The organism is Paraglaciecola arctica (genome assembly GCF_018861065.1).
GTDB lineage: Bacteria > Pseudomonadota > Gammaproteobacteria > Enterobacterales > Alteromonadaceae > Paraglaciecola > Paraglaciecola arctica_B.
Window position 1 is genome coordinate 35,015 of record NZ_JAHKQO010000044.1, and the last position, 24,910, is coordinate 59,924.

At 40.5% G+C, this 24,910-nt stretch carries 22 protein-coding genes; 11 read left to right on the forward strand and 11 right to left on the reverse strand.

All coding sequences use genetic code 11. The features are described 5' to 3' along the window. Nucleotides 1-34: 34 nt before the first annotated feature. Complete coding sequence (locus KO534_RS18980; RefSeq protein WP_215932157.1) at nt 35-1,765, reverse strand: hypothetical protein; 1,731 nt, start codon at nt 1,763-1,765, stop codon at nt 35-37. Nucleotides 1,766-2,334: 569 nt separating this feature from the next. On the opposite strand from KO534_RS18980, the gene KO534_RS18985 reads away from it, so the two are divergent. Together KO534_RS18985 and KO534_RS18990 are read left to right on the forward strand one after the other, a co-directional pair. Continuing rightward, on the forward strand, nt 2,335-2,682 hold the full coding sequence (locus KO534_RS18985; RefSeq protein ID WP_215932159.1) for a lactoylglutathione lyase: 348 nt from the start codon (nt 2,335-2,337) through the stop codon (nt 2,680-2,682). A gap of 118 nt (nt 2,683-2,800) precedes the next feature. After that, a complete protein-coding gene (locus tag KO534_RS18990) occupies nt 2,801-3,253 on the forward strand; it encodes a nuclear transport factor 2 family protein (protein ID WP_215932162.1) in 453 nt (150 codons plus the stop codon). 130 nt (nt 3,254-3,383) lie between these two features. Here the strand turns inward: KO534_RS18990 and KO534_RS18995 are convergent, their stop codons facing one another. Together KO534_RS18995 and KO534_RS19000 are read right to left on the reverse strand one after the other, a co-directional pair. Then, nucleotides 3,384-3,677, reverse strand: coding sequence for a putative quinol monooxygenase (locus tag KO534_RS18995; RefSeq protein WP_215932164.1), 294 nt, complete (start codon nt 3,675-3,677; stop codon nt 3,384-3,386). Nucleotides 3,678-3,721: 44 nt separating this feature from the next. Further along, nucleotides 3,722-4,747 carry a zinc-binding alcohol dehydrogenase family protein gene (locus KO534_RS19000; protein WP_215932167.1) on the reverse strand — a complete coding sequence of 342 codons (1,026 nt, stop codon included), beginning with the start codon at nt 4,745-4,747 and terminating at the stop codon, nt 3,722-3,724. 129 nt (nt 4,748-4,876) lie between these two features. On the opposite strand from KO534_RS19000, the gene KO534_RS19005 reads away from it, so the two are divergent. Then, nucleotides 4,877-5,800 (forward strand): LysR family transcriptional regulator, encoded by a 924-nt coding sequence (locus KO534_RS19005; RefSeq protein WP_215932169.1) that lies wholly within the window; start codon nt 4,877-4,879, stop codon nt 5,798-5,800. Nucleotides 5,801-5,895: 95 nt separating this feature from the next. On the opposite strand, the gene KO534_RS19010 is transcribed toward KO534_RS19005, so the two are convergent. From KO534_RS19010 to KO534_RS19020, 3 genes are all read right to left on the reverse strand, one after another. Continuing rightward, the gene (locus KO534_RS19010; protein WP_252732278.1) at nt 5,896-7,017 is read right to left on the reverse strand and encodes a polysaccharide lyase family 7 protein; all 1,122 of its coding nucleotides are present in this window, start codon (nt 7,015-7,017) and stop codon (nt 5,896-5,898) included. Nucleotides 7,018-7,134: 117 nt separating this feature from the next. Beyond that, the gene (locus KO534_RS19015; protein WP_215932171.1) at nt 7,135-8,388 is read right to left on the reverse strand and encodes a capsular polysaccharide export protein, LipB/KpsS family; all 1,254 of its coding nucleotides are present in this window, start codon (nt 8,386-8,388) and stop codon (nt 7,135-7,137) included. A 108-nt stretch (nt 8,389-8,496) separates the two neighbouring features. Then, complete coding sequence (locus KO534_RS19020) at nt 8,497-9,429, reverse strand: glycosyltransferase (RefSeq protein ID WP_215932173.1); 933 nt, start codon at nt 9,427-9,429, stop codon at nt 8,497-8,499. Between the two features lie 179 nt (nt 9,430-9,608). On the opposite strand from KO534_RS19020, the gene lpxL reads away from it, so the two are divergent. The 3 genes from lpxL to KO534_RS19035 all read left to right on the forward strand — a co-directional run bounded on the left by lpxL (nt 9,609) and on the right by KO534_RS19035 (nt 14,213). Further along, entirely contained in the window at nt 9,609-10,541 is a 933-nt protein-coding gene (gene lpxL / locus KO534_RS19025; protein ID WP_215932175.1) for an LpxL/LpxP family Kdo(2)-lipid IV(A) lauroyl/palmitoleoyl acyltransferase, read from the forward strand. Between the two features lie 170 nt (nt 10,542-10,711). Continuing rightward, complete coding sequence (locus KO534_RS19030) at nt 10,712-11,809, forward strand: glycosyltransferase family 4 protein (protein ID WP_215932177.1); 1,098 nt, start codon at nt 10,712-10,714, stop codon at nt 11,807-11,809. A 424-nt stretch (nt 11,810-12,233) separates the two neighbouring features. Further along, nucleotides 12,234-14,213, forward strand: coding sequence for a GGDEF domain-containing protein (locus KO534_RS19035; protein ID WP_215932179.1), 1,980 nt, complete (start codon nt 12,234-12,236; stop codon nt 14,211-14,213). Between the two features lie 4 nt (nt 14,214-14,217). On the opposite strand, the gene KO534_RS23525 is transcribed toward KO534_RS19035, so the two are convergent. After that, nucleotides 14,218-14,469, reverse strand: a complete 252-nt coding sequence (locus tag KO534_RS23525) for a hypothetical protein (protein WP_252732279.1) — start codon at nt 14,467-14,469, stop codon at nt 14,218-14,220. Between the two features lie 124 nt (nt 14,470-14,593). Here KO534_RS23525 and KO534_RS19040 point away from each other — a divergent pair, with 124 nt between their 5' ends. Then, complete coding sequence (locus KO534_RS19040; protein ID WP_215932181.1) at nt 14,594-15,316, forward strand: platelet-activating factor acetylhydrolase IB subunit; 723 nt, start codon at nt 14,594-14,596, stop codon at nt 15,314-15,316. 83 nt (nt 15,317-15,399) lie between these two features. Here the strand turns inward: KO534_RS19040 and KO534_RS19045 are convergent, their stop codons facing one another. Beyond that, nucleotides 15,400-15,888: a YciI family protein gene (locus KO534_RS19045; RefSeq protein WP_215932183.1), complete on the reverse strand. Its 489-nt coding sequence runs from the start codon at nt 15,886-15,888 to the stop codon at nt 15,400-15,402. 402 nt (nt 15,889-16,290) lie between these two features. On the opposite strand from KO534_RS19045, the gene KO534_RS19050 reads away from it, so the two are divergent. After that, complete coding sequence (locus KO534_RS19050) at nt 16,291-18,198, forward strand: S9 family peptidase (protein ID WP_354667963.1); 1,908 nt, start codon at nt 16,291-16,293, stop codon at nt 18,196-18,198. Between the two features lie 65 nt (nt 18,199-18,263). Here the strand turns inward: KO534_RS19050 and KO534_RS19055 are convergent, their stop codons facing one another. Together KO534_RS19055 and KO534_RS19060 are read right to left on the reverse strand one after the other, a co-directional pair. Continuing rightward, entirely contained in the window at nt 18,264-18,869 is a 606-nt protein-coding gene (locus KO534_RS19055; protein ID WP_215932188.1) for a DNA-J related domain-containing protein, read from the reverse strand. Nucleotides 18,870-18,886: 17 nt separating this feature from the next. Beyond that, nucleotides 18,887-20,488: an MFS transporter gene (locus KO534_RS19060; RefSeq protein WP_354667964.1), complete on the reverse strand. Its 1,602-nt coding sequence runs from the start codon at nt 20,486-20,488 to the stop codon at nt 18,887-18,889. 333 nt (nt 20,489-20,821) lie between these two features. Between KO534_RS19060 and KO534_RS19065 the strand changes: the two genes are divergently transcribed. After that, on the forward strand, nt 20,822-21,880 hold the full coding sequence (locus KO534_RS19065) for an MBL fold metallo-hydrolase (protein WP_215932191.1): 1,059 nt from the start codon (nt 20,822-20,824) through the stop codon (nt 21,878-21,880). A 14-nt stretch (nt 21,881-21,894) separates the two neighbouring features. Here KO534_RS19065 and KO534_RS19070 read toward each other — a convergent pair whose 3' ends face one another. Then, the gene (locus tag KO534_RS19070) at nt 21,895-22,824 is read right to left on the reverse strand and encodes a LysR family transcriptional regulator (RefSeq protein ID WP_215932193.1); all 930 of its coding nucleotides are present in this window, start codon (nt 22,822-22,824) and stop codon (nt 21,895-21,897) included. A 120-nt stretch (nt 22,825-22,944) separates the two neighbouring features. Between KO534_RS19070 and KO534_RS19075 the strand changes: the two genes are divergently transcribed. Both KO534_RS19075 and KO534_RS19080 read left to right on the forward strand, forming a co-directional pair. After that, nucleotides 22,945-23,643, forward strand: coding sequence for a type 1 glutamine amidotransferase domain-containing protein (locus KO534_RS19075; protein ID WP_215932195.1), 699 nt, complete (start codon nt 22,945-22,947; stop codon nt 23,641-23,643). Between the two features lie 53 nt (nt 23,644-23,696). Then, entirely contained in the window at nt 23,697-24,854 is a 1,158-nt protein-coding gene (locus tag KO534_RS19080) for an iron-containing alcohol dehydrogenase (RefSeq protein ID WP_215932197.1), read from the forward strand. Nucleotides 24,855-24,910 lie beyond the last annotated feature (56 nt).

The window sequence follows — 24,910 nt, forward strand, 5'->3', positions numbered from 1 at the left end:
CACATTTATGGCGTAGCGAAACCCCCAGTTGAATTCACTCAAATTGGGGGTGGAACTTCAAGTATGGCTTAGCGTTTTGCACTTTTTCTAAGCATTTCAATTTAGCAACAACAACCTTGTTGCTATCTTGAAGTGTTACCCTTGCAGCATTTTCACACTTGGCTTTGAACGAATCATAAGCGTTAAGTCCGTCATGAAGAATCTCTAATCCATCTACAAATTGTACTTCCATAGTCTGTTCAAATGAACTGCAGCCTTCTATAGGATAAGTTTTTATATAGTCATCATTGCTACTGAAACTAACGCTTTTACAATGGGATTTCATCAGATTATGAATAACTTGTTTTCCCCAATGTTTGAGGACAGAGTTAGGGTAATCTTCAGAATATTCAGGGGATATTTCTGTTTGTTTAAACCATGAAGCAATTTCCATTTGATTGTCTAAATCACTAATGGTGCTAAAATTCTCAAATGCTAAAGACAGTTTTTCGGAGCCGGCTAGACGATTTAACGCGTCAAAATAATCCTCTTGGTTATAAGTTCTATCCTTACTATTTGCATCAAACACATGTTTCCACACATCAAAAACAGTTTTACTGGAATCTTTTGCTTTAACCGCAACATGAGTCGCCAAGCCCATTGCCGCACCACAATCATAATAATTGCGATAACGCCGAAACTGAGCTGATTGTTGTAACGACTCATTGCCCTTTTTTAAGAAACAATTATTGGCAGCATCTTCAAACTTCAAAAGCATTTGTTCATCGTTTATTAGCCCAAACTCCATCATTGCAAAATTGGCAAAGGTATCGGCACCGCCTTCATGCATCCAAGCGTGGTTTTGATCTTCAATTGAGAACATTTGACCGTTCCAAAAATGTGCAGCTTCATGAGCCAAAAAGTGAAATAAGCTATTAAATTTGTCTTGGTTCTCCAAGTTCCAACGTTTTCCACTAATAGTGAGTTGAACAAGTCCATCCAATGTGCCGCCACTATAGTTTGAATAGTCACCATCGACTTGGTCATAATTAAAAAAAACAACCGGTTTAAAACTTAAAGAATGCCCAGTTTTTGATTGGTAGTAGTCGAATAGCTTGGGGAAGTATTGCTGAGTCTGATTCCACGCCCACTTAGGTAAAGCAGGATCAACAACAGCGATCATATTGTCGTTTTCAATGGGTTGAATATTGCCGAAATATATATAAGTGCCTTCGCCTTCGAGGTTCCAAAAAGCTCTATTTTTGGCACTTTTCCCTAAAAATACGATATTTTGATTCGGGCCATAGAAATGAAATTTTGTACCTTTAAATGATACGCCAATCGGACTGATAGACTTATCTTCAATGACGTTAGCACCTAAGGCTAAATAATTGGTATACAACAACACACTGCCATCCGAGTATTTAATGTTGTGTGTGTAATCTTTGGGGATGAAGTCATAGTAAGAAGAAAAATGAATATTCACAGAGGTAAACTTTTTGCCATCTATACTGCGAATTAATTGTATATCGCCTTTTTTATCCCACTTAAATCTTGACTCATCTATTTTGTAAAGCATGCTTCGGTCAAAGTTGCCGAGTCTACTAAAAGCAATGTGATCTACAGCAATCGGTAACTCGTAGTTAGCTTCCCATGAATCTGAATCTTGCTGATAGTGAACATGAACCTGTAGTTGCAAGTCTTTATCTGATGCTTCAGTGCTTGCTAATAAAAAGATGAGTAGTGCGAGGAAAATACTATATACAAGGTTTTGTTGATATTTCATTATTCATCTCTTCAATCAATTTGTTTTCTTTAATGTTAAGTTAATTCAATTGGGGAGCCAATTAGTGACATAAACTTTAATTTGGACAGAGGTCAAAATTAACCACTGCGTACATTTTCGGCGCAAAGCCAGCAAGTTGGGGGGTAGTCCACTTACAATAAAGTGTAATCAACACAGTAAAATAGTATGAAGTGTATTCTATCTACAAATTTAAGCAGCTCTCACGCAGCATTTGTAAGTAGAAGTTGCAATAAGCAAGTCGTCGACGTTAAGTGGTATCTCGACGACTATGCTTTGCTTGATAAAGAAAATGCACTTATAAACAAGACGAATAAGCGACAAGATTAATATGCATTGAATAATAGTGGAGGATTTTATCGAATTTAAGGTCCACGTTATGTTGTCGGCTAAATTGTAGTGTTTAAATAAGGTATAGAGTTAGCAGAAAATAAAACTTAGTCACAACAAGTGAGTAGATAGGGGTAAGACTTTTGATTGTTATTGTACCTCAGGTTTTTTAGTCAACCATTGTAACAATGCATTAAGGCATCAACTGTGAAGGAAATAACGTGCAAGCGAATGACATAAGAGTATTTGTGCCTAGTAAGGATTACCAAACATCTCAATCCTTCTATCAAGCTATGGGGTTCAAAATGGATCCTGCTGGTGACGACCTTGCTATTTTTACAAATGGTACCTGTACATTCTTTCTGCAAAGGCATTTCAACGAAGAATTTGCAAAGAATCTAATGTTGCAGTTGATTGTTGCTGATATCGAAGCGGCATTTGATGTTATTTCCAAAATTGAAGGCTTCAATATTAGGTATGAACCCATAAAATCCGAACCTTGGGGTAAGGTCATTTATTTATGGGGACCTTCGGGCGAACTGTGGCACATCACCGAACTTAACCGTTAATAACGCAGTTAAACAATTCCCGCGAAAAAATCGAGTTTGACGTGCTAATGCTCGCCTTTGAACGCGAAGTGAGCTTATCCAATCGAACTTCGTTCACTTTAATAAGGACACAAATATCATGAAGTTATTTTCAACCATTATTGCCACCGTTACTTTGATTGTTTCAAGCCTTAGTTATGCTGAGGCCCTAACAGGCAAGGAATACCAAGCCGTGGTTGCAACCGCTTATAATTATTTCAATGGGGCTGCCAATGGAGATCAAACACTACTTTCCAAAGCATTTGATCAAGAATTTGGTGATGTGAAAATGATCACAGTTGACAAGGACACCGGAAAAGAAATCATCAGAACCGTACCACTTAAAGAGTTCTCTGGATACTTCAAGAATGCCACCCAAGATAAATGGGAAGCCAAGGTTTTGTCTGTTGATATCGTTGATGATCAAATGGCTATGGTAAAGCTTAATTTTGATACGCCTAAAACTCACTACATCGATTATCTAGTCATGTATAAGCGTGAAAATGAGTGGCGCATAATCAACAAAACCTTTGTTGCAAAGACAAAGTCGTAATTATCCTGAGCTCGGTAATATATTAAACTGACAGTCCACTATGGGACTGCCGGTTTAATCCTCCAACAGTTATCGTTCAGGATAACTGCAAGTCAGAACCTGTTGATTAAAGCAGAGTTTTTTATCTAACTTAACCTGCAATAAATGTCATTTCATGTACTGAAAATTCAGACACCGAATTTTCAGCCGCAGCTACATAATCAGCGAAATGTTGAGTGTCGCCATGGGCTTGCCATAACTCACGCGTTTGCCACTTTTCGTAAATCATGAAATGCGCCGGATTTTTATTATCTTGGTGTAAATTGTAGTTGATACAACCTTCTTCAGTAAGAGTTTTTTCAACAAGTTTTACTAACTCAGCTCTTATAAAGTCAATTTTATCGGCATTGACAATGATGTTTGCCACTATAGTTAAATTCGCCATGTAAATTTCCTATCATGTTGTGCTTAATTGTTCAGGGGGTAGTTTTAAAAACCTTCTAAAACGATTTTTCCTATTGATTTGGTGGATTCAAGTTCTTGGTGAGCCACTCTTAAATTCTCGGCATTGATTAAGCCAAGGTTTTTACCTACTGTTGTTTGGACGTGACCTTGATCAACCAAGTCCGCAATATTGTTCAGAATGTGATGTTGCTCGCTGATATCCGCTGCTGCAAACATTGAACGAGTAAACATAAATTCCCAATGCAGTGAAATACTCTTGGGTTTGAGTTTGGCGATATCGAGTGTTTCTGGGTCGTCGATTAATGCAATTTTTCCCGCGGGTGCCAGCAATTCCGCATAGTCGTCTAGGTAAGAATCTGTATGAGTCAAACTCGCTACATGAGTGACTTGACCAATGTTTAGGGCATTAATTTGCGCTTTTAGTGGCTTAGAATGATCTACCACATAATCTGCCCCTAGTTTTTTCACCCAAGTGGCAGAACTTTCCCGCGAAGCCGTGGCGATAACGGTTGAACCAGTCAACTTACTCGCTAATTGTACTAAAATGGAACCCACTCCTCCTGCCGCGCCCACAATAAGAAGTATGTCGTTTGTGGGTTGCACGTGAGTTGGACTAAGTTGTTTGATTGCCAAACGTTCAAATAATAACTCCCAAGCGGTAATCGCGGTTAGAGGTAAGGCAGCGGCTTCGCTGTCAGATAAACTTTTAGGTTTATGGCCAACAATACGCTCATCCACCAATTGATATTCTGCGTTACTACCTTGGCGATTGAGATCGCCTGCATAAAACACTTTATCACCCGGCTTAAAATGACTGACAGCTTCACCTGTTGCGACTACTTCGCCTACTGCGTCCCAACCCAATACCTTATATTCGCCAACAGATGGCCTAACGTTTTGACGGATCTTGTAATCAACTGGATTAACAGCTATTGCGTTAACTTTTACTAATAAGTCATGTCCAGCGGCTTTAGGTTGTGGTAAATCAATGTTGATTAACGCATCTGAATTGTTGATTGGTAATGGTTGTATGTAGCCAATTGCTTTCATGGGGACGCTCCGGTTAATTTTTAAATGTGGAGTTGTGGATAAACTCAGCTTGGAACCCATAATAGACGTTGAATATAAAAAGAAAAACAGCATAATAATTGAAACATTATCAATATATTATTGAAAATAATGCAGCTTGAAGACCTTAATATCATTTTGAAAGTGGCGGAGTTTCGCAGTATTACCGCGGCCGCGGAGAGTTTAGATATGCGAACCGCAACTGCGAGTGCGGCAGTTAAACGTGTTGAGCGTTCACTTGGGGTTGAATTGTTTATTCGAACGACACGGCAACTAAGGTTGTCTGCCGCTGGCGAAAAATATATTCCTAATTGCGAGCAAGCGTTGCAAATGTTGCAGCACGCCCAGCAAAACGTCAAAGATGACCTAGATATCATAGACGGTGAATTAAGGATTTCTGTGCCTTCTGACTTAGGTCGAAACTTAATTTTACCTTGGTTAGACGAATTTATGCAGCTTCATCCTGGGGTGAGACTGAAGCTACACATATCCGACAGCAATATTGATTTTTACAGAGATCCCATTGATGTTGCATTGCGCTATGGTTTTCCAAATGATGCCAGCCTCTATGGTTTTAAAATTTGTAACGTACCTAGGGTGATTTGTGCCGCACCTGAGTACATTGATAAATATGGTTTGCCTAAGCACCCCAATGATTTGGCCTCTCATAACGGGCTTCTCTATCAGTTGCACGACATCGTCCATGACGTTTGGAAGTTTTCGAATCAAGGGCAGTCAATTAAAGTAAAGGTTCAAGGTAATCGCACATCAAATGACGCGGAGTTGGTGAGACGCTGGTGCGTGAATGGAAAAGGCATCGCGGCAAAATCCTGTTTAGATATGGCACCAAACTTACTAACTAAACAAGTTATTCCCTTGTTATCAGAGTTTACTGCAAAGCCTACAGAGTTGTGGCTTATCTGTCCGAGTAGGCAAGCGATTACACCAGCAGTCAGGTTGCTCAGAGAGCATATTAAAGAGAAGTGCGCAGATATTATTACCAGTCTGATAGAGCAGGGAATTTTGGAGCAGTAGTGGTAGTAATCCAAAAACATACCCGAATAGTAAAGTTAGGGGGAAGTTGTCCCTAACTTCACTGTTTATCTGCTAATTTCTGTTTGTTGTTAGTATTAATTTTTTGGAGCGTGTGACGGGCTCAATACTAATCGACTAAAAGTGACTTGAGTATAATCGCCATTTTGTTTGTCAATTTCCCAATCTCCGGTACCTAAACAACCTGCATACCAAGTGGTGTCAGCGACCTCTTTGGTACTGCATTGGTTATATGCTCCCGCTTTAAAATACATAGAATCGGCGGTGTAACCTAAGGGGGGATCGTATTTATCAATTTCACCGTAGGCGTCAAGGTTATTGGCAAGGTTAATTGAATAAGTGACTTGTTTTTTGTTTTCTGCATCAAAAGTAAGATACATGGTGTTTTGGTGTAGGTTAATTGTGTAACTAAACTCTTCGCCCAAGGCTATGCCTGAATCACCAGGTTCTGACGAGTTTTCCCAAGTATTGCCCCATACCGGGTAGGTTATGTCGGTGCGATTAGGATCATCTTTAGGTAAATTGCGTTCATAATTCCAAAAAACTGAGCCTCTTTCGTGATTGGGCCATTTTTTGAAGTATATTTTTATGGGTTCGTTACCCCAACCAAATCCTAGGTTTTTAGCCATTAAATCTTTATCTTTAAGCGCGTGGATTTGCCCAACTACCACTGAGTAAGCGGCAGGAGTATTAGGCAAGTTCGCGCGAAGTGCCACATGATCCACTTTTAGCGTTGCTTGCATTTTCCCACCTACTGCCGCAAACCTTTCTGAAAGAGGATGGGCGGCAATAGCAAAGTTATTGCCAGCATATTGAGTTTTAATTTTTTTGTTTGCACCGCGGAGCATTTGGCGTAGTTCACTGCGAGTGTTTGTGGAAGTGGCTGTGGTAATCGCTTTGTTGGGAGCAGCAAATACCATACCTCGATTTTCATCTAGATAGAAAAAATCAGGGTGTGCGTAATTTTGAATATCACTAACGCCAACTTCATCAATTTTACCGTTGTTATCTAAATCAACAGGAACGGTGATTTTCCAATGAGACAAATCAAACTCAGTGGCGGGTACTATGGCTTTATTCGATTGTGGGCTTGAAACTGTAGTGCCGTTTTCAAAGCCAGAACAAGCGGCTAGCAGCAAGGCACAGCTGGAGAAAATAATGCTCGACTGCATAATTTTTTTTATGTGAAATTGGGTCATTATTGGTTTATCTCTATATATAGAATTAGCTTTTAATAGCGGTGATTGTAGACAACTTTAAATTTAATTAATAACGCTAAAAATTTATCTCTATTTTTTTCTTACATTCGATTTGGCTCAAGCGGTTTTTTGGGTTTCCATGGCGAGTGTTGATAGTTGAGTGTGCTCTTTTACATTGTGGTGTTCAGCTATTTTTAGGTTGGCTAAATGCTTGAGTATACGGGTTTGTATCGCTTTATAGTGCAACGCTTCGGGTTTTTTCCAATCTCCAGGGATGACATATTCGTTTTTTAAGAATTCGATAAATCCTTTTAGTAAATGTGGGTCCACGGAAAAACTATCCAGAGTGTTGATATGTTGTGAAAGTGCTGGCGTCGAGCGAGCACCAAGTACCATAGACTCAATATTGTAAAATGCCTCGCCTAACGTAATGACCTTGGTGCCCAACAGCAGGGACTCTAAACCTACTGTGGAATTAATTGTAATGACCGCCTCTGCATGGGCAATAATCTCAGATAGTTCACTTTGTTGATCAAAACATACGCGGGGGTGTTTAGCGGCGAGTTTATACAATGAGTTATACTTAGTTTTAGCACTAGGGTGCTCACGAAACACTATATGCAGGTCCTCTGTGTGACTCATTTCTAAGGCTTCGATCAATACATGAAATAGCTGGCTCATGGATTTTATCCAAGGTGAATTGTCTAATATCTGTGAGTCGCGGTCTTTTTGAAACGGTACCAGAAGGTATTTTTTAGGCCGATTAAAACTAATCTGGGGGTTTTTATGTTGTTTGTATTTCCGCCCTTTGATTTTGAAATTGGACTCTATATTTTTAGATACCACTGAGTCATAAAAACGCGCTTCGCGTGGCACACTGTTTAAGGCATTGATACCATTAAAATCCATGGTGGTTGATTGGGGTAATACCCCATTTTCAAAATAACTGACGGCAATGCCAAAGTGTTGATTAACGGCGTGAAATACATTGTCTTGCCATTTGTGACCGTTCCATATGGCCACCAATTTAGGAGGGCTTTTTGTCAGGTAGTGAAACAAACGTGAATACAGAAGTCTAATTTGCCCTATTAAAATGGGGCGGGCCAGTAATTTGACTCTCTGCCAAGATTCGGATTTAGCGTTGTATAGTTCTAATTCTGCTTTGTGCACAATCTGCTGCAACACCCGCTCTGACAGCAAGACTGAAGGCGCGCTTGGCAGCCCGTGGTAAGATTGCACTTGGCAATTTAATAAGGTGAGTGACTGTTCTTTGAGTAAATTAAAATAGCGTTTCTTTTTTTTGGTTCGATACAAAAATAACACATCAGTATGGGGTGATTTTTCCGCAACCGGAAGATTTACTGGCTTCATTGTTAAGGTTTCCATGCAGATGGCTTATAAATTTCACTCTTACAATATCAATCACATTAAAGCTGTGTGAGTGGAGTCGTGTTAGCGAATACTGGCAACAGTGCCCATTTAGCGTCTAAAGACTAAATTAGCGGTTTTTAAATTTTGTCCACGAATACGTAACCAAGACCAAACGCTCCCTTTGGTATAACGGCCTTTTTCTTGATGTTGAATACGGTATACACCTTCTATAGGAAGTCCTTGTCCTTGTGTGCCCAAAAACCAGCGATAAACGCGATCTTCTAAGGCTTTACACCAGTGCCGAGCAGGCTTTTGATAAATTTTTGACTGTTTGCAGTATCCTAGTGCTCTTGCCACGTCACCATTGACAATTTGTAGTGGGCCCGTCGCGCGAGTAATAGTAGTGGCCGTGAAATCTTCTGGATCAATATCCACTAATGTTGACTTTGAGGGATTTAAATTTAGCTGCTCGTGTTGCAACGATAGCGGTTTACTGCGCTTTTCAATCAAAGGAAATACTAAAGGGGATCGTGCTTTTGGAAGTTGTTTTGCCAGCGAGTTAAAACAACCCTGATGAAAGATAGAATCACAATCGCTAAACCAGATCCAATCAGCTTTAGTATTTAAGGCTGCATGGTTACGCCCGATTGAGCGGCGAAATAAAAACTCTTTAGGAAAACTTTGCCAATTCCAGCGGATATTAGTTTTTTTTATTTGTGCAAAATAGTCCAATGTTTGTTGCGTTTTTAGATCACTTTGACAGTAATAAACCGTCATGGTGACTTTTACGTCTTTTGGAGCATATAACACCAATGATGACAATTGATAACGCAATAGGTGGGCGTATTGCCAACAATGGCTCACAATTTCAATGGAAAGAGGCTCGTCTGTAGAGGTGGCCTTTAGTGAGGGCTGCTGTAACTCTTTATAAAAAAGTGTGGCAGGTAATATGCCCCCGGCAAATAGTTTGATTACCGCTCCTTTTAACGCATCAATTCTAGAATAGTACTTTAAGGGACCGCTGCAATGGTTTTGTAACATATAAACCGGCACTGTGCGCATAATAGAAAGAGATTCAGTGTATAGGTTGTTTATGGCAGTTTTATGTTATTGCTGTGGTCAAAATCACTGATACAACCAGCTAAGGCGCCCCAGAGTTGCAATATTTCTGTCACGATAGTTGGTTTACACTGTCGAGGTTTTTCGTCAGGAGATGCACTTTGCAACAGCATAGAGTCAAGGCGCCACAATTTGAATGGTCTTTTTTATTGCCCAATTATTGGTTGGTTTGGTTAAGTATTTTGGTGCTGTACCTTATTTCTTGGTTGCCGTACAAAGTGCAACTGGTTTTGAGCAAAGGAATGGGTAAGTTACTGCAAATTTTTGCACACAAACGTTATCAAATTGCCAAACGTAATCTTGAACTGAGTTTTCCTGAATATAGTCAACGGCAAAGAGATGATTTGTTACAAGCGAATCTAGATCACGCTGGTATGGCCATTTTTGAAACGAGCATGGGCTGGTGGTGGCCAAATTGGCGAGTAGCCAAAAAAGCGGAATTTGAAAATTACCAGTTAATTGAAGAGATCTTAGCCAAGGGAAAAGGTGTGTTGGCGTTTGCCATTCACAATATGAATCTAGAGTTTGCTTGTCGTGTAATGGGACTTAAAAATCCGTCAGTAGTGTTTTACCGTAAACACAAAAATAAACTCATGGAGTACATGCAATACCATGGGCGTACTCGCTCGAATAAATACATGATCCCCAGAAAAGATGTTATGGGTTTGCTTAATGCCTTAGACGACGGCGAAGTTTGTTTTTACTTGCCAGACCAAGACTATGGACGCACTAAGTGCGAATTTGCTCCTTTGTTTGCGGTCCCACAAGTGGCAACAACTACAGGTTCGATGTTATTTGCTGGGCAATCAAATTGTGAAACGGTGTTTTTAGTGTCTATACGTACCTCGACAGGGTACAAAATCAAAGCCTTACCAGGTTTAGATAACTTCCCTAGTGGCGATGACCAGTATGATGTCACTCGTATGAACCAAATGATCGAACAAATGATCTTGTTAGCACCAGAACAATATTTGTGGATGCATAAACGTTTTAAAACCCGTCCAGACCCAAAGGAGCCTTCCTTATACCGCTAGATTCCACCAATTTTAGGTTGCCGCTGCTGGCCGTCTATTTAGAGACTCTATCTGACACATAATTTACACATGAGTGTTTTAGACTATTGGATATCATTATGTCTGGCGATTATTTGGAAGCCTAATGCATCTAACAACAGTCTACTGTTTATTATTGGTCAAGCTCTCATATGTTTAAATTTTTCAAGGCGCAACTTGCTTTTAAACGTGCTGCTCAGGCTAATTCACAGTCCAATAAATTAATTCGTTATTTGGTTTCAGCGCAGAATTGGTCCATCAATCATGATGGCGAGTGTTTAATGGCAAATTTGCCGCGACCCATCGGTGAATTAACGATAAGTCACAAAGGTATCCATCAAGGCATATTTCACTTTGGTGGTATTGCTGATGCCTTGAGTCATGGAAAAATGCGCTGGCCACAAGCCAAGATAAGCTGCGGTCTAACCTGGTTTCATGTACTGGAAAATGACAAACGACTCAAACTTGTGCCTGAATTAGACAAAAGGTTAGATTTTTGGCATTCCTCCTGTCAGAGCACTTTAGATAGGTTAATTGCTTGCGGCGCTACAGCCTCAAAAACACATTGCATTCCTTTAGGTGTTGATACCGATATTTTTACGGTTGCTACACAACAACAAAAACTAAAACTCAGGCAACAACTCGGTATTGACGACGATGCTATTGTGATTGGTTCTTTTCAAAAAGATGGTCGCGGTTGGAATAATGGCCAGCACGGAAAAATGGAAAAGGGCCCTGATGTTTTGTGTGATGTGCTTGAGTCTCTCGCTAAGTCAAATAAGCTATTTGTTTTATTAAGTGGGCCAGCGCGGGGCTATGTTAAAAACCGCTTACGTGCCTCAGGTATCGCGTTTTATCACACCGGCTATTTACCACATGCCAATGACGTGGCGCCTTATTTTCAGGCGTTAGATATTTATTTGATTCCGTCGCGAATAGAAGGTGGCCCCAAAGCCTGTTTAGAAGCGCCGGCGTGTGGCATACCACTGGTGAGTACTAACGTAGGCATGGTGCCAGATATCATCAAACACGGTCATCAGGGATTAGTGGCTGATGTGGGGGATACCCGCACTCTAATTGAGCATTGCCAGGCGATCATTGAAGACCCCAATCTAGCAAAAAACTTGTCTCAAAATGGCCGAACCATGGCTCAAAATTATACTTGGAAAAACATAGCACAGCGCTATTATGATGAACTTTACTTGCCGATACTTGAAGGTCAAGCGGCTGTTACAGCATCGCTCAAATAAATATCAGTAGTTGATTATCTCGTTTCAAGATCTATTTAACCTGATGTGATGGTCATTTAGGTTTATTCATTATGATAAGACATATCTAGGTATTTTTTCAGAGCTAATATTTTATCAATAATACTAATATACTAGTGCCACAATGCGGTAAAGGTTGTTTTGATGGGGGGAGACTCAACAAAAAAAGAGCCACTTGAAGTAGAATACCTCTAAGTTGGTGCCTGTTCATCGCGGGTTATCTCGTCGTCAGTGATTGTTTTATAATGCATGACGAGCCTATGTTTTTTCCGTATATTAATTGAAATAGTTTTTTTAAAGCCAACGTATATGTTTGTAAATGTTAAATATATAGCGTTGCTGATTGCTGCAGAACGAGCCAATCCTACTTAATAGAATTGCTGGTCTACAGATACAGGAAGTAATAATGAGTTGGAGTAAATTGTTCAAAATTGTTGGGGTGCTAGCTTTTATTAGCTATCAAACTAATGCACAGATGATTTCAAAACAGGGATTATTGCAGTTTCAATCGAATTTTGTTGAGGCTCAACAACAATTAGACGCCCGCCTTGCTGATACCTCTAGTGACGCCAATGTTGCATTGGAACTTAACCTTCAAAAAGCCCAGTTGTATATGTTGTATCAACGAGCCGATTTATTACAACCTTTGTTGAGTCAAATACAGCAACAGATATTTGCGCAGAAAGATGAAGCAGTGCACAGCCAATGGCATTTATTAAATGGGATACAATTTTATTTGGTTGGCAAATATGCTCAAGCTGATGAGAGTTTGTCGTTATCTCTGGAGTTGCTCAAAAGTAATAACCGTCATTTGGAAAACGCTTATCTAGAAAATTTTATTTTGATGTATCAAGCGGTTAACCGGGTGTATTTACAGCAATATGAAGCGGCACTAGCCGAGTTAACGGCAGTATATAAAAGAGCTGAAAAAAATAACTGGTCAATTATTCAGGCGCGTAGTTTAGTTTTTATGGGTGAAGTGAATTACGCCTTGAAAAACTACGAACAGGCGTTGGAATATTATCATAATGCTTATAACACCTATCCCGAGAATGCATTAATCTATCGCGCTGAAACCCTCATGTTTGAAGCTCAGATGGTCAATATTGTGGGTGAGCGCAGTGTGGCGTTTACACAATTAGAACAAGCCATGGACGTTTTTATTGAACAGCAAGATGATACTAGATTAGCCAATGCCTATCTGTTGAAGTCGTATTTTTACAGTAAAGTACCAGATGACTTTCAAGCGTTAGAATGGATAGCTAAATCGGTTAAAAAACGCGAGCAGTTAGGCAATGCTATTGAAATAGCGAATGCCTACGTGCATTACAGTTCACAACTGGGGACCAATGGGCAAATACCTTTGGCATTGGAATATGCCAAAAAGGCTGCGGATTTAGCCGAAGTTCATGAGGATATCTCGGGTCAATGGGATTCATACGGTAATTACGCCGATTTGTTAAATCAAGCCGGAGATTATCAACAAGCATTTCATTATATGCAGCTGAGCGAGCGAGCTTTGCTCAAGAAAGCGCGATTAGATATTACCTCGCAAACAGCCACCTTAAATGCCGAATTTAATTTAAGCCGTGAACAATTAAAGAGTGAGTTTTTGGATAAACAAGGCCAGTTATTAGAAGAGCGTAATGCGTTGTTGAACGAACAGTTATTGATGGAACAACGACAACAGCGTCACCAAAACTGGGTATTAATGGTGTTATCAGCCGCATTAGTGTTCTTTTTGATTATGTGCGCAGTTATTTATCGTTTGTATATCAAGAATAAGTTGTTAGCTAGCCGTGATCCGCTTACCTCACTGCATAATCGACGCAGTGTTTTAGTGCTTGGGGAACAAGTACTCCACAGTAGCGATCGCTATCAATTTGCTGTGAGTGTTTTGATGTTAGACATCGACAGCTTTAAGGCAGTGAATGATCGGTTTGGTCATGAAACTGGCGATCGCGTGATTCAATACGTAGCAGATATTTGTTTAGCCGCTATCAGAAAACCAGACTACGTTGGGCGGGTCGGAGGTGAAGAGTTTTTATTGGTTTTACCGCATACCGACGAACAAGCCGCATTATTGTTAGCTAAGCGTTTATGCGAACAAGTGGTAAATGCAGACAAAAAGAGTATTGAGCAAGTTAAAAAAGTGACTGTCAGTATTGGTATTGCAACTAAAAATATTCATAGTGAACAGCCATACAACAGTGATCCACACAAAGATCTTAATCAACTTATTCGTGAAGCTGACGCGGCTCTATACATCGCAAAAGAAAAAGGTCGCAACCAAGTACAGGTGTACCACACCGATTTAGATTTGAAAGATCACGCGGTAAACTTAGATGCGTCTACACCGAATATGTTGCGAACATTGCCTGACTAGTGAGTCATTTACTAAAGACTTTACCTCCAATCATTTTAAATGCGGGAGTGCCTCTTATTAAGGCATCTCTGGCAAAAACGTTATGGCATTTAGGGCACGTGCACGGGGACAAAGTGTAGTCTTTGGTGATGCGTTGCTTAAAGCATTTTAGTAGAGAACCTTTGCCTCCTTTACGGTATTTAAATAACTGGGTTTTACATTGACTGCAGAAAACATCGACCGTGGACTCAGGGGCTTTTTTATTGGGTTTGGACATTTTTTGTGGCTAAGTAGATAACTGATAAGGTAACTTTAAAAAAGAATATAACACAAGCGCTAGTTTAGATGCTGTAGCTGGCTCACCTATTGATATCACCATGACTGAAATAAGAAGGAAGGCAATGAAAATTGTTACATTAGTTTTAAGCTTTTTCGTGGCTGCTTCTGCTGTTTCGGCAAGCGAGCCGCTGGCTATTCAAGCACAAGAGCAAACAGATGACTGGGCGGTCGAATGGTGGATGCCGCGCCATAATGAAAAGTTATTAGTAAAAGAACAGATGAAAAATGTCGACCTAGTGTTTCTAGGTGATTCAATTACCCACGCTTGGGAAGATAAAGGTAAACAGGTTTGGCAACAATACTATGCTAAACGCAACGCTCTGAACCTAGGTTTCAGTGGTGATAGAACTGAGAATGTTTTATGGCGCTTACAAAATGGTGAGATATCAGGCATTGCTCCTAAGTTACTGGTGTTAATGATAGGCACTAATAATACCGGGCATAGACAAGACAAGTCTCAAGACACTGCGTTAGGCATTAAATATATTATCGAGCTTTTAGGTGAGCGGTTACCTAATACCAAGGTGTTGTTGTTGGCCATTTTTCCACGTGGTGCCAGCGCGGATGATCCTCTACGTAAAATAAATGATGGAATTAATGACATTATTAAAGAGTATGCCGATGGCAAAAATATTCATTATTTAGATATTAATCACTTATTTATTGACGAAGATGGCAATTTGAGTCAAACCGTTATGCAGGATTTATTGCATCCCAATACCGAACAATACCAAATTTGGGCAGAAGCAATGGAGCCAAAAATTAGCGCTCTAATGTCTCAGTGAGTGACCCGATTTAGGGTTGATGCATAATCCAACTGGCATGCCCCTAACGTTTGGTGTTTAGGGGCTGTCCTGGGTTTTATCGATTATTCGATTTTTTCAAGTTGTAAAGTATCGTGTATTTCCGAAACTTGCATTAAAGCCGCTGAGCCGTAGTATTTTGTCATTTCATAATCAAATATCCCCGCTTTGACTGCAGGATCGGTTTTGACTAATGCTTGTGCTTCTTCAATGGTTTTAACATTAAAAATGAGCAAGCCACGCTTAGGTTTATCTTCCATTAACGGACCTGCAAGTACTAGTTTAGAGGCTTTTGCCAATCTGCTCATATTTGCAAAATGGCCCCTAAATAACTCGTTGCGTTGTTCTTGGTCAGATATTTTTTCATCATTTGGGCCGGTTTTTAGAATAACTAAAACATAGGACTTCATACCGTATGCATCGGCTCCTAATTTTGCAGCGAGTTGGGCGTCATAAAGTGGATTGGTAGTTGGCTTATTTTGGGCTTCTGACGCAACCGTATTATGACAATGGACTAAAAATAGACAGGTGAACAACAGCTTAGATAGTTTCATTTTTGTTCTCGTAAACAAACAAGGACAACAAAATATACAAAACTTTATGACACAGCAAACAATTTGACCTAGTAAATAGCTGGGAGTGCTTCAAAGTGGGAATGAAATAATGACCCATAGGCAAATATCTCGTCGTGTTATGTCAGTATTTTGCCGTCAATTTGCTACCCGATGAATGTCGAGCAAACTTTAATTGAAACGATTTAAAACTATGAATCAGAATTATCCAATCACTATCAAATTAGCATAATTAGACATGCCTATATTAAATCTCTAAACTGCTATTTTCTTCAATGAAATAAGTAGGTTGTCTTAAGAATGAATGTGAAAATTATAATCTCGATTATATTAATTATTGCTGTTTACATAGTATTTAAATCAACCTCAGAGGCGCCCCAACCAGTGAATGATACAACTGCCGCTTATGGATCTTGGCCATCTCCTATCACTGCCGCGAGTATTTTTGAAGCATCAGACAATATTGCTTATCTGACTGTTGAAAACAACGAACTATATTTCGTTGAATCAAAAGCCTCTGCAAATGGCAAAAATGTGCTGTTCAAACTAAGCCCGCAAAATACTGCGGTAAAACTTACGTCAACTGACGTCAGTGTTAGAACTCGCGTACACGAATACGGAGGTCGTCCTTACCTTGTAGATGGAGAAAACATTTATTATTCGCAATTTGCAGATCAGAAAATTTATCACCTATCAAAAAATGGCAATGCTGAAGCTATTACCAATGAAAACTTGCGGTATATGGAATGTATTGCGGACCAAAAAAATAACCGGCTAATTTGTGTCAGAGAGGATCATCGTGGTATTGGAGAGCCAGTCAACACTTTAGTGGCCGTTGATTTAAGCGAGACAAATCAAGACATAGTGTTATTTGAAGGAAGCGACTTTGTTAGTGCCCCGGTTTTATCGCCCGACGGCAACTCAGTGGCCTTTATTACCTGGTCACATCCTAATATGCCTTGGGATGATACACAGTTACGGGTTGTAAGTTTGGACGACAATGGTGCTGTCGCAAACGTTAGTGAAGTTCTAAACAGTGGCAACGTATCCATAAAACATCCTCACTATGCTGAAGACGGCACACTTTATTTCATCGCAGACTTTGATAATTGGTGGACTTTGTATCGTGTTAGCGAATTATCAGCGCAACCAGAAAAAGTACTCAATGAAAACATTGAGGTGAATAGTTTTGGTTTTGAAAACAACGAAAACGCGATTATTGCATACTCTAAAGAGGGAATTGGCCACATCGCTAGAGTGGATCTAACAACCGGTGAAATGAACAACATCGGTGATGGATTCTCTTCAGCTGATTCAATTTCTGTCGCTCAGGATAAGGTTTATTTTAGAGCTTCTACCTCTCGTACTAGCAACGCAATTTATCAATTAGCAGGTATTAGTTATGAGAAAATTTATCAACCTAATGGCCCTGTTATTGAAGACGCGTTTCTTTCAATTCCGCAACCCTTTGAATTTCCAACCGGTAACAATGAAATCGCATACGGATTTTATTATCCGCCACAAAATGGTGATTTCACTGGGGCAAAAGGTACTTTGCCACCACTAATTGTTAAGGTTCATGGAGGCCCTGTTGGCGCAACTGACTCGAGCCTAAATGCGGGAATTCAATTTTGGACAAGTCGTGGATTTGCAGTATTTGACGTGAATCATCGAGGCAGCACTGGATATGGAAGAGAGTTCAGGAAAAAACTCTATCCTAACTGGGGAATAGTTGACGTCGAAGATGCATCAAATGGAGTAAAATGGCTGGCTTCTCAAGGGTGGATTGACGCAGATAAAGTGGCTATTCGAGGTGGCAGCGCCGGAGGATATACCACCCTTGCAGCATTAGCTTTTCAAGACGTTTTCAAAGCAGGAACCAGTTACTATGGCATCAGTGATTTGGGCGTTTTAGCAGGAGACACTCACAAATTTGAATCTCGATATCTTGACCAACTCATTGGCCCGTACCCTGAAATGAAAAGTGTTTACGAGCAACGCTCGCCAATTAATAGTGTGCAAAACATAACGGCTCCCTTGCTTTTACTGCAAGGCTTGGATGATAAGGTTGTGCCACCCAACCAGTCCGAATTAATATTTAACGCTCTAAAAGAAAATTGTATTGATACCGCATACATTGCTTTTGAGGGCGAAGGCCATGGTTTTAGACAACCGGCGAATAATATTAATGCTTTAAATTCTGAGCTGAGTTTTTACGGTCAAGTATTTGGTTTTGTACCAGCCGGTAACATAGATGCTGTACAATTGATTTCGTGCGATAACAGTCAATAAACGCAATCGTCTAACTTTGATTTAGCGCTACGAGCTTTAGGGTAATTTGCCCGGATCTAATAGCGTTATTCTGTTTTCAGACGTTCATAAGCATCGTGAAGAGCCACTGTGTGGCTGCTATTGCCGCCTTTGTCAGGATGGTGCTGATGTAACATTTTTCGGTATTGTTGTTTAAGTTGCTGTAACGAAAAGGGCATGTTGAGATTGAGTATATCTAGCGCTTGTTGCAAAGGCATGGTGTGGTCGGGAGTATGATTCGGCAAGCCTGAAAAACCGGCCCAAAAGCTGTCGAGCAATGCTTCTACTTGGGATTCATCTGTAGCATTTAAGTTTGTCCAATCGAGGTAGTAGGCACGCAGTTTGTCTTGGTTGGCGATGCCATTTTGCCCCGCCTTCCATGGATCGCGACGAATGCAACTACAGTTAATTTGCAATACTCCTGTCCTATCTCTAAGCCAAATACCTTGCAACTGATATAAAGCATTAAACACAATGAAGTGACTTTGGAAAAGCGACAATGGCTGCTGTAAGGCGTTTTTGCTAAACAATTCATAAGGAGGAGATTGCAGGCACTGAAATAATTCATATTCCGAGATGCCACTCTCGTGAGCAAGTAAAATGTGCTGCAATATGGGTTGCAGTGGTGCCCAATCGCTAGGAGTCTGTGGCATACAAAGTCACTGGATCTCTATTTAGAATGAGAAATTGATTTATTGACAAATTCTGCATGAATATCTTCGAGTCTACGTCCTCGAGTATCGATGCCACTTTTAAGGAGTACAAAGGCAAAAAACAGCAAAGGTATCGCAATTAATAACGCCCCTAAAGACATATTGTTAAAGATGCCAAAGATACCTAATACAGCGCCTACAATACCTCCAAATTTGGAGCTGGCAGCGATGATTCCAGTACCAGAACCCCGAAAATGTACCGGGTAAATTTCAGCAGCGTAAGGAATTAACATCGCAATGACGCCACTAGAACTGACTAATAAACAAGCTGTGGCAATCATAATCGATTGGTTAGACAGTACGCCGAATAATTCACACAACCAGAACAACATTAAACTTGCCGCGGTTAACACTACAAATAACACTAATGTCTTAACGCTGCTCCAGTGCTGATATAACCAAATAACAGCCAAAATCCCTGGAAGAGCGATTAAGCCGGATTGTGCTAACAGTGCGTTAGTGTTTGCAGCGCTCAATCCCATTTCTTGTAAGTTAGTGGGTAACCATAATAAAAAGCCGAAGTTGACCACTCCCCAAACTATGCCAACGCCTAATAGCCCTATAGTGATGTTTAAATAACTGTTTTTTATTGTGTGAAAAAAACCGTTGTTAGTGGCATGTTGTTCAGTAACGGGTTCTACTGAAGGGGGATCCATTTTAACATTGTACTGAGCCAATACCGTTCTGGCTTCGTTACGTAACCCTACACTTGCCAAGAAACGAGGAGATTCAGGGATATAACGATTCAGAAAAATAACCGCAATTCCAGTGGGTAATCCCAACATCCATAAAATTCGCCAGCTAAACAATGGCTCTAGCATTGCCGCGGCGCCCGAAGCCAATAAATATCCAGCTGCCGTGCCTAAACCACCTAGGGCGACTAAAAGCCAACCACGATGACGGGCTGGTATCATTTCTGCCATTAAGGTAAATGTGATGGGCAGCAAGCCTCCAGCAGATAAACCCATAAGAAAACACATGGCTAAATTCCATTCAAAACTCGGCATAGCCCCACAAATTGAGGTACCAATAAACATTAATGCCGACAACAAAATTGCAGCTCGACGACCTAATTTATCAGCCATTGAGCCCCATAAAATAGAACCTAATGCGGTGCCAGTTAATGCCACAAGAGCCAAAGTTCCCGCTGTTTCAGTCGTTATTTTGTATTCCTCGACCATACCGGGCATAACAAATCCTAGTGTGGCAGGTTTCATGACATCAACTATGACTGCAACCAATAATGCAAAAACTAGGGTGATATGTTGCCAATTTAAGGGGCTATGATCTGCTACGTGAAAATGAATCGCATCGTTAGCGTTATTTTGTCGTAATAAATTTAATCTTGGCATCAAGCCATAACAAGAAAGCAATAGACCAACAGGGATCAAAGCCATGCCGACTAGCATTGTCATATCCATAGGCATACCCACCATGCGGTAACCCATATGTGATGCGTGCACAAACATAGGAATATGTGACAAAACACCCAAGGTAATTAAAATGCAGCCGACCCAAAAGGCACCGGGGTGATGAAATGAATATGTTTTAATTTGCACTAATTAAATGTCCTAACGGCGAGCGTTTTAGCAAAAGGCTATTGATACCTAATATTGATAGGTTAAACAAGCTGTATCGTTACTCCTGTTAAAGCTACGTTATCTATTTCCTAACTGGTGGCATGGAATGAAACGCTTAGTTTTTATGTGAGCGCAACGTTAGGTTTGGCAATAAGTCTAAAAACTAAGCTTAGAACAAAGTGCATTGACTGGCCTAGTGTGCATGGTCTTAATTCAACGTTTTGATACTTCTCAATACATAATGATGCTTGGTAGTTGTGTCGCAAATTGGTTTTAATAAGCTGTAACTTGGATTTAGGAACGGTAAGAAGTATGGGTACAAACGCAACAAACACTCAGCAAGTCACTTTCATAGACGCAGAAATACCACATGCAGGCAAGCTTCAAAAAGTAGCGACAGGTATTTATTGGTTGCGTATGCCGTTACCTTTCGACCTCGATCATATCAATTTATATCTACTCGAAGACAATCAAAACGGTCAAGAGGGATACGCATTAATTGACACCGGTTTTGGCAGTGAAAAAACCCAACTACTATGGGAGCAGTTGCTAGAAGTTTTAGCCAAACCCATTACAAAAGTGATTGTTACTCATTTACATCCTGATCATATTGGAATGGCTGGATATTTAGTGGATAAATTTCGGGCTCCATTGTACATGAGCCAAACCGAATATTTCACTGCTCGGGCATTGTCAGCTGGGGCGTGTGGCGCGTCTGATTGGCAAGACGAACAATACTTGGTACGTTGCGGTTTATCTGAAGAATATGTACAAACCGCAAGAAACAAAAGAAAACAAAACAGTGGCATGGGGCAAGCGATACGACCTATTCCGTTGCAGTTTTATCGATTACAAGAAGGAGATAAAATTCGTATCGGTGGCCGTGATTGGCAAGTGTATATAGGGCGTGGTCATTCTCCAGAGCATGTTTGTTTATTTAATAATGAATCCAATATATTGATTTCGGGTGATCACATTTTACCTGGGATCACTCCGAATATTGGGGTGTACAGTACCGAACCCGATGCCAATTCACTGCAGTTATACCTTGATACTTTGCCACAATTTACAGGACTACCAGAAAACACTTTAGTATTACCTGCACATAGGCAGCCCTTTTACGGTTTACATGTGAGAATCAACGAGTTGATTGGTCATCATCATGAACATTTAGATAATCTTAGAGATTTTTGCAAGTCAGGTAAAACCATCGAGCAATGCTTACCTGTGTTATTTAAACGCAAGTTATCTCCGCAAAATATGTTTTTTGCGGTTGCTGAGGCATATTCTCATCTTAACTATTTATATTTTGCTGGTGAATGTAGTCGTAAAATCAATGCCCAAGGGCACTTTGTTTTCACATTGGAATAAGCCGCGCTCAATTTTTAGTTACTTTTAGCTACGGTATGTTTTGTTTGACCTTCGATTTTAATGAAATAGTCTTTTAAATAATCGAGTAATAGTCTGAGTTTTTTTGAGGCGGCGCTTCCTGGTGGAAAAACCCCATAGATGTTGATGTCTTTTAATTGGTAATCGTCTAATACGGTTTCTAATGTTCCTGCTTGAATTTTGGGCCAAGCGTCATATATTGGCACTCTACCTATGCCATGCCCGCCTTCAAGAAAGGCTGTACGAGCGGCGGCGTTATTGGTGCTGACCCCACCTTGCACAGCAACGCTGTATGAAAGACTGCCCTTGCTTAGCTCAATAGCCCCTGATGTCATTTTGTAGACTACCCATTGGTGTTGCTGTAAATCAGCTGGGGTCTTTGGTCTGCCTCGCTTTTGGAAATAACTAGGTGCGCCACATAAACACGTCGATAAGGTAGATAGTTTACTGGCCTGTAAACCCGAATCAGGTAGTGGCGCACCACGGATAGCAAGGTCGATACCCTCTTGCATGATATTGACCACTTCGTCGGTAAGCATTACATCGAGGTCAATTTTAGGGTAAAGGTCGCGAAACCTATTCAACGCGGGCACTATCATTTGCAACCCCACGTTGACGGGACAAGTTAACTTTAACAAACCTTCGGGTTCGTTTTTAAGATTTTCTATTTGTTGGTTAGCTGTAGTCGCCCGCTCTGCAATGATACGGCAAGATTGATAATATTCGCTGCCAGCTTCGGTCAAGGAAATTGAACGAGTAGTGCGATTGAGTAGTTTTACTCCAAGCTGGGACTCCAACTTTTTTATGTGATAACTAACTACCGCTCGCGATAAACCAACATGTTTAGCAGCAGCCGTGAGGTTGCCCTGTTCAATAACTTGAGCAAAGACCACCATGCTTTTTAGTTGTTCAAAATATAGGTTCATGGTTCATTCTACCAATATTGTATCAATTGTTCTAACAATGTTGTCTAATTTGTGTGTATTGTTAGAAATAAAGTAAGTCATTACACTGCAATCACATTCAAGATAAATGAGAGAAAGTTAATGAATACACAACAAACAACTAAACATATATTAATGGTATTAACGTCTCATTCAGAGCTCGGTAATACTGGTGAAAAGACCGGTTTTTGGATCGAGGAGTTTGCGGCGCCTTATTATACTTTTGCCGATGCAGGGATTAAAGTGACCATTGCTTCTGTAGCAGGCGGACAGCCACCTATTGATCCAAAGAGTGAACTACAAGACTTTCAAACAGCAGCGACTGAGCGATATGATGTAGATACTAAAGTGCAGTCACTGATGGCCAGTACCGTAAAATTAGTCGATGTAAACGCTAATGATTACGACGCGGTATTTTACCCAGGGGGCCATGGTCCTTTATGGGATCTTACTGACAATTCAGATTCAATTACTTTGATTGAAAGTTTCTTAGCTTCCAATAAACCTGTAGCGGCCGTTTGCCATGCAAGTGCGGTCTTTTTAAATGTCAAAAATGCGACTGGCGAGTATCTCGTTAAGGATAAAGCGGTGACGGGTTTTACCAACAGTGAAGAAGAGGCAGTTCAATTAACTGATATAGTTCCTTTTTTATTAGAAGATGAATTGATTAAGCGTGGCGGTAACTATCAAAAAGTAGCAGATTGGAACGCATTTGCAATCCAAGATGGCTTGTTAATCACTGGTCAGAATCCGGCAAGTTCGGCGTTAGCCGCAGAAAAATTATTGGCAAATTTAGCTTAATTTAGCTGAAAAATCGCCAGCTCAAACGATTGAAATGATGAGGAAAAATATTCATGTTAAATTTTAGTTTTCAAAACACCACTCAGATTCTTTTTGGTGAAGGTCAAATAGCTTCATTAAACAGAAAGATCCCTAGTGACGCCAAAGTATTGGTGACTTACGGTGGTGGCTCTATCAAAAATAATGGTGTTTACGATCAAGTAGCCGCTGCCTTGGTGAATCACACTTGGTTCGAATTTTCGGGTATTGAACCGAATCCAGCCTACGATACCTTAATGAAGGCCCAAGACATTATTAAAGAAAACAATATCGACTTTATTCTAGCTGTTGGCGGTGGATCTGTAGTTGATGGCTCTAAGTTTATTGCCGCAGCCGCACTGTTTGAAGGTGATGAACCCTGGGATATTGTGAGTAAACAAACACGCATCAAAAAAGCCTTACCCTTAGCTTGTGTACTCACTTTGCCTGCAACGGGTTCTGAGTCGAACACTGGTGCAGTGGTGACCCGTGATGGAAATAAGTTACCTTTCAACAGTCCCTTAGTGCGCCCGATATTTGCAGTGTTAGATCCTGCAGTGACTTTATCACTATCTAGCCGTCAAGTAGGTAATGGAGTGGTGGATGCCTTTGTTCACACTATGGAGCAGTACCTTACTTATAGCGTCAATGGAAAAGTACAAGACCGATTTGCTGAAGGGTTGCTGCTTACGTTAATTGAAGAAGGCCCAAAAGCATTGGCACCAGAAACAGCCAATGACTTAGATGTTCGAGGCAATATTATGTGGGCAGCCACTATGGCGCTAAATGGTTTGATTGGCGCCGGTGTGCCGCAAGATTGGGCAACCCATATGATAGGTCACGAATTAACCGGTACTCACGGCATAGATCACGCTCGCACGCTATCAATCGTTTTACCTGCGGTAATGAAAGTCTGCAAAGAAGCGAAACGCGAAAAACTTCTACAGTATGCTGAGCGTATTTGGAACGTAACTGAGGGTGATGAAGATGCACGAATTAACCGAGCAATTGAATTAACCGAGCAGTTTTTTGAAAAGATGCAAGTGCCTACACGTTTGTCTCAGGTTGACTTAGGCGAAGCTGATCTCGATTTATTAATCGAAAAATTAACGCAACACGGTATGTTGAAGTTGGGTGAACACGGTGCTGTCACACCAGAGGTTAGCCGTGAAATATTAGTTACTGCACTTTAAGTTGAGTGATTCAAAAATTTAAAAAAGGGGCCAAGTGCCTAATGCTGTTCACTTAA

Coding starts and splice junctions, on each gene's coding strand:
- KO534_RS19030 (WP_215932177.1), top strand. CDS start 10,712: ATGTTTAAATTTTTCAAGGCGCAACTTGCTTTTAAACGTGCTGCTCAG.
- KO534_RS19070 (WP_215932193.1), bottom strand. CDS start 22,824: ATGAACCTATATTTTGAACAACTAAAAAGCATGGTGGTCTTTGCTCAA.
- KO534_RS18990 (WP_215932162.1), top strand. CDS start 2,801: ATGAAGTTATTTTCAACCATTATTGCCACCGTTACTTTGATTGTTTCA.
- KO534_RS18980 (WP_215932157.1), bottom strand. CDS start 1,765: ATGAAATATCAACAAAACCTTGTATATAGTATTTTCCTCGCACTACTC.
- KO534_RS19040 (WP_215932181.1), top strand. CDS start 14,594: ATGAAAATTGTTACATTAGTTTTAAGCTTTTTCGTGGCTGCTTCTGCT.
- KO534_RS19055 (WP_215932188.1), bottom strand. CDS start 18,869: ATGCCACAGACTCCTAGCGATTGGGCACCACTGCAACCCATATTGCAG.
- KO534_RS18995 (WP_215932164.1), bottom strand. CDS start 3,677: ATGGCGAATTTAACTATAGTGGCAAACATCATTGTCAATGCCGATAAA.
- KO534_RS23525 (WP_252732279.1), bottom strand. CDS start 14,469: ATGTCCAAACCCAATAAAAAAGCCCCTGAGTCCACGGTCGATGTTTTC.
- KO534_RS19005 (WP_215932169.1), top strand. CDS start 4,877: ATGCAGCTTGAAGACCTTAATATCATTTTGAAAGTGGCGGAGTTTCGC.
- KO534_RS19045 (WP_215932183.1), bottom strand. CDS start 15,888: ATGAAACTATCTAAGCTGTTGTTCACCTGTCTATTTTTAGTCCATTGT.
- KO534_RS19080 (WP_215932197.1), top strand. CDS start 23,697: ATGTTAAATTTTAGTTTTCAAAACACCACTCAGATTCTTTTTGGTGAA.
- KO534_RS19020 (WP_215932173.1), bottom strand. CDS start 9,429: ATGTTACAAAACCATTGCAGCGGTCCCTTAAAGTACTATTCTAGAATT.
- KO534_RS19010 (WP_252732278.1), bottom strand. CDS start 7,017: ATGACCCAATTTCACATAAAAAAAATTATGCAGTCGAGCATTATTTTC.
- KO534_RS19075 (WP_215932195.1), top strand. CDS start 22,945: ATGAATACACAACAAACAACTAAACATATATTAATGGTATTAACGTCT.
- KO534_RS19035 (WP_215932179.1), top strand. CDS start 12,234: ATGAGTTGGAGTAAATTGTTCAAAATTGTTGGGGTGCTAGCTTTTATT.
- KO534_RS19000 (WP_215932167.1), bottom strand. CDS start 4,747: ATGAAAGCAATTGGCTACATACAACCATTACCAATCAACAATTCAGAT.
- KO534_RS19015 (WP_215932171.1), bottom strand. CDS start 8,388: ATGAAGCCAGTAAATCTTCCGGTTGCGGAAAAATCACCCCATACTGAT.
- KO534_RS19065 (WP_215932191.1), top strand. CDS start 20,822: ATGGGTACAAACGCAACAAACACTCAGCAAGTCACTTTCATAGACGCA.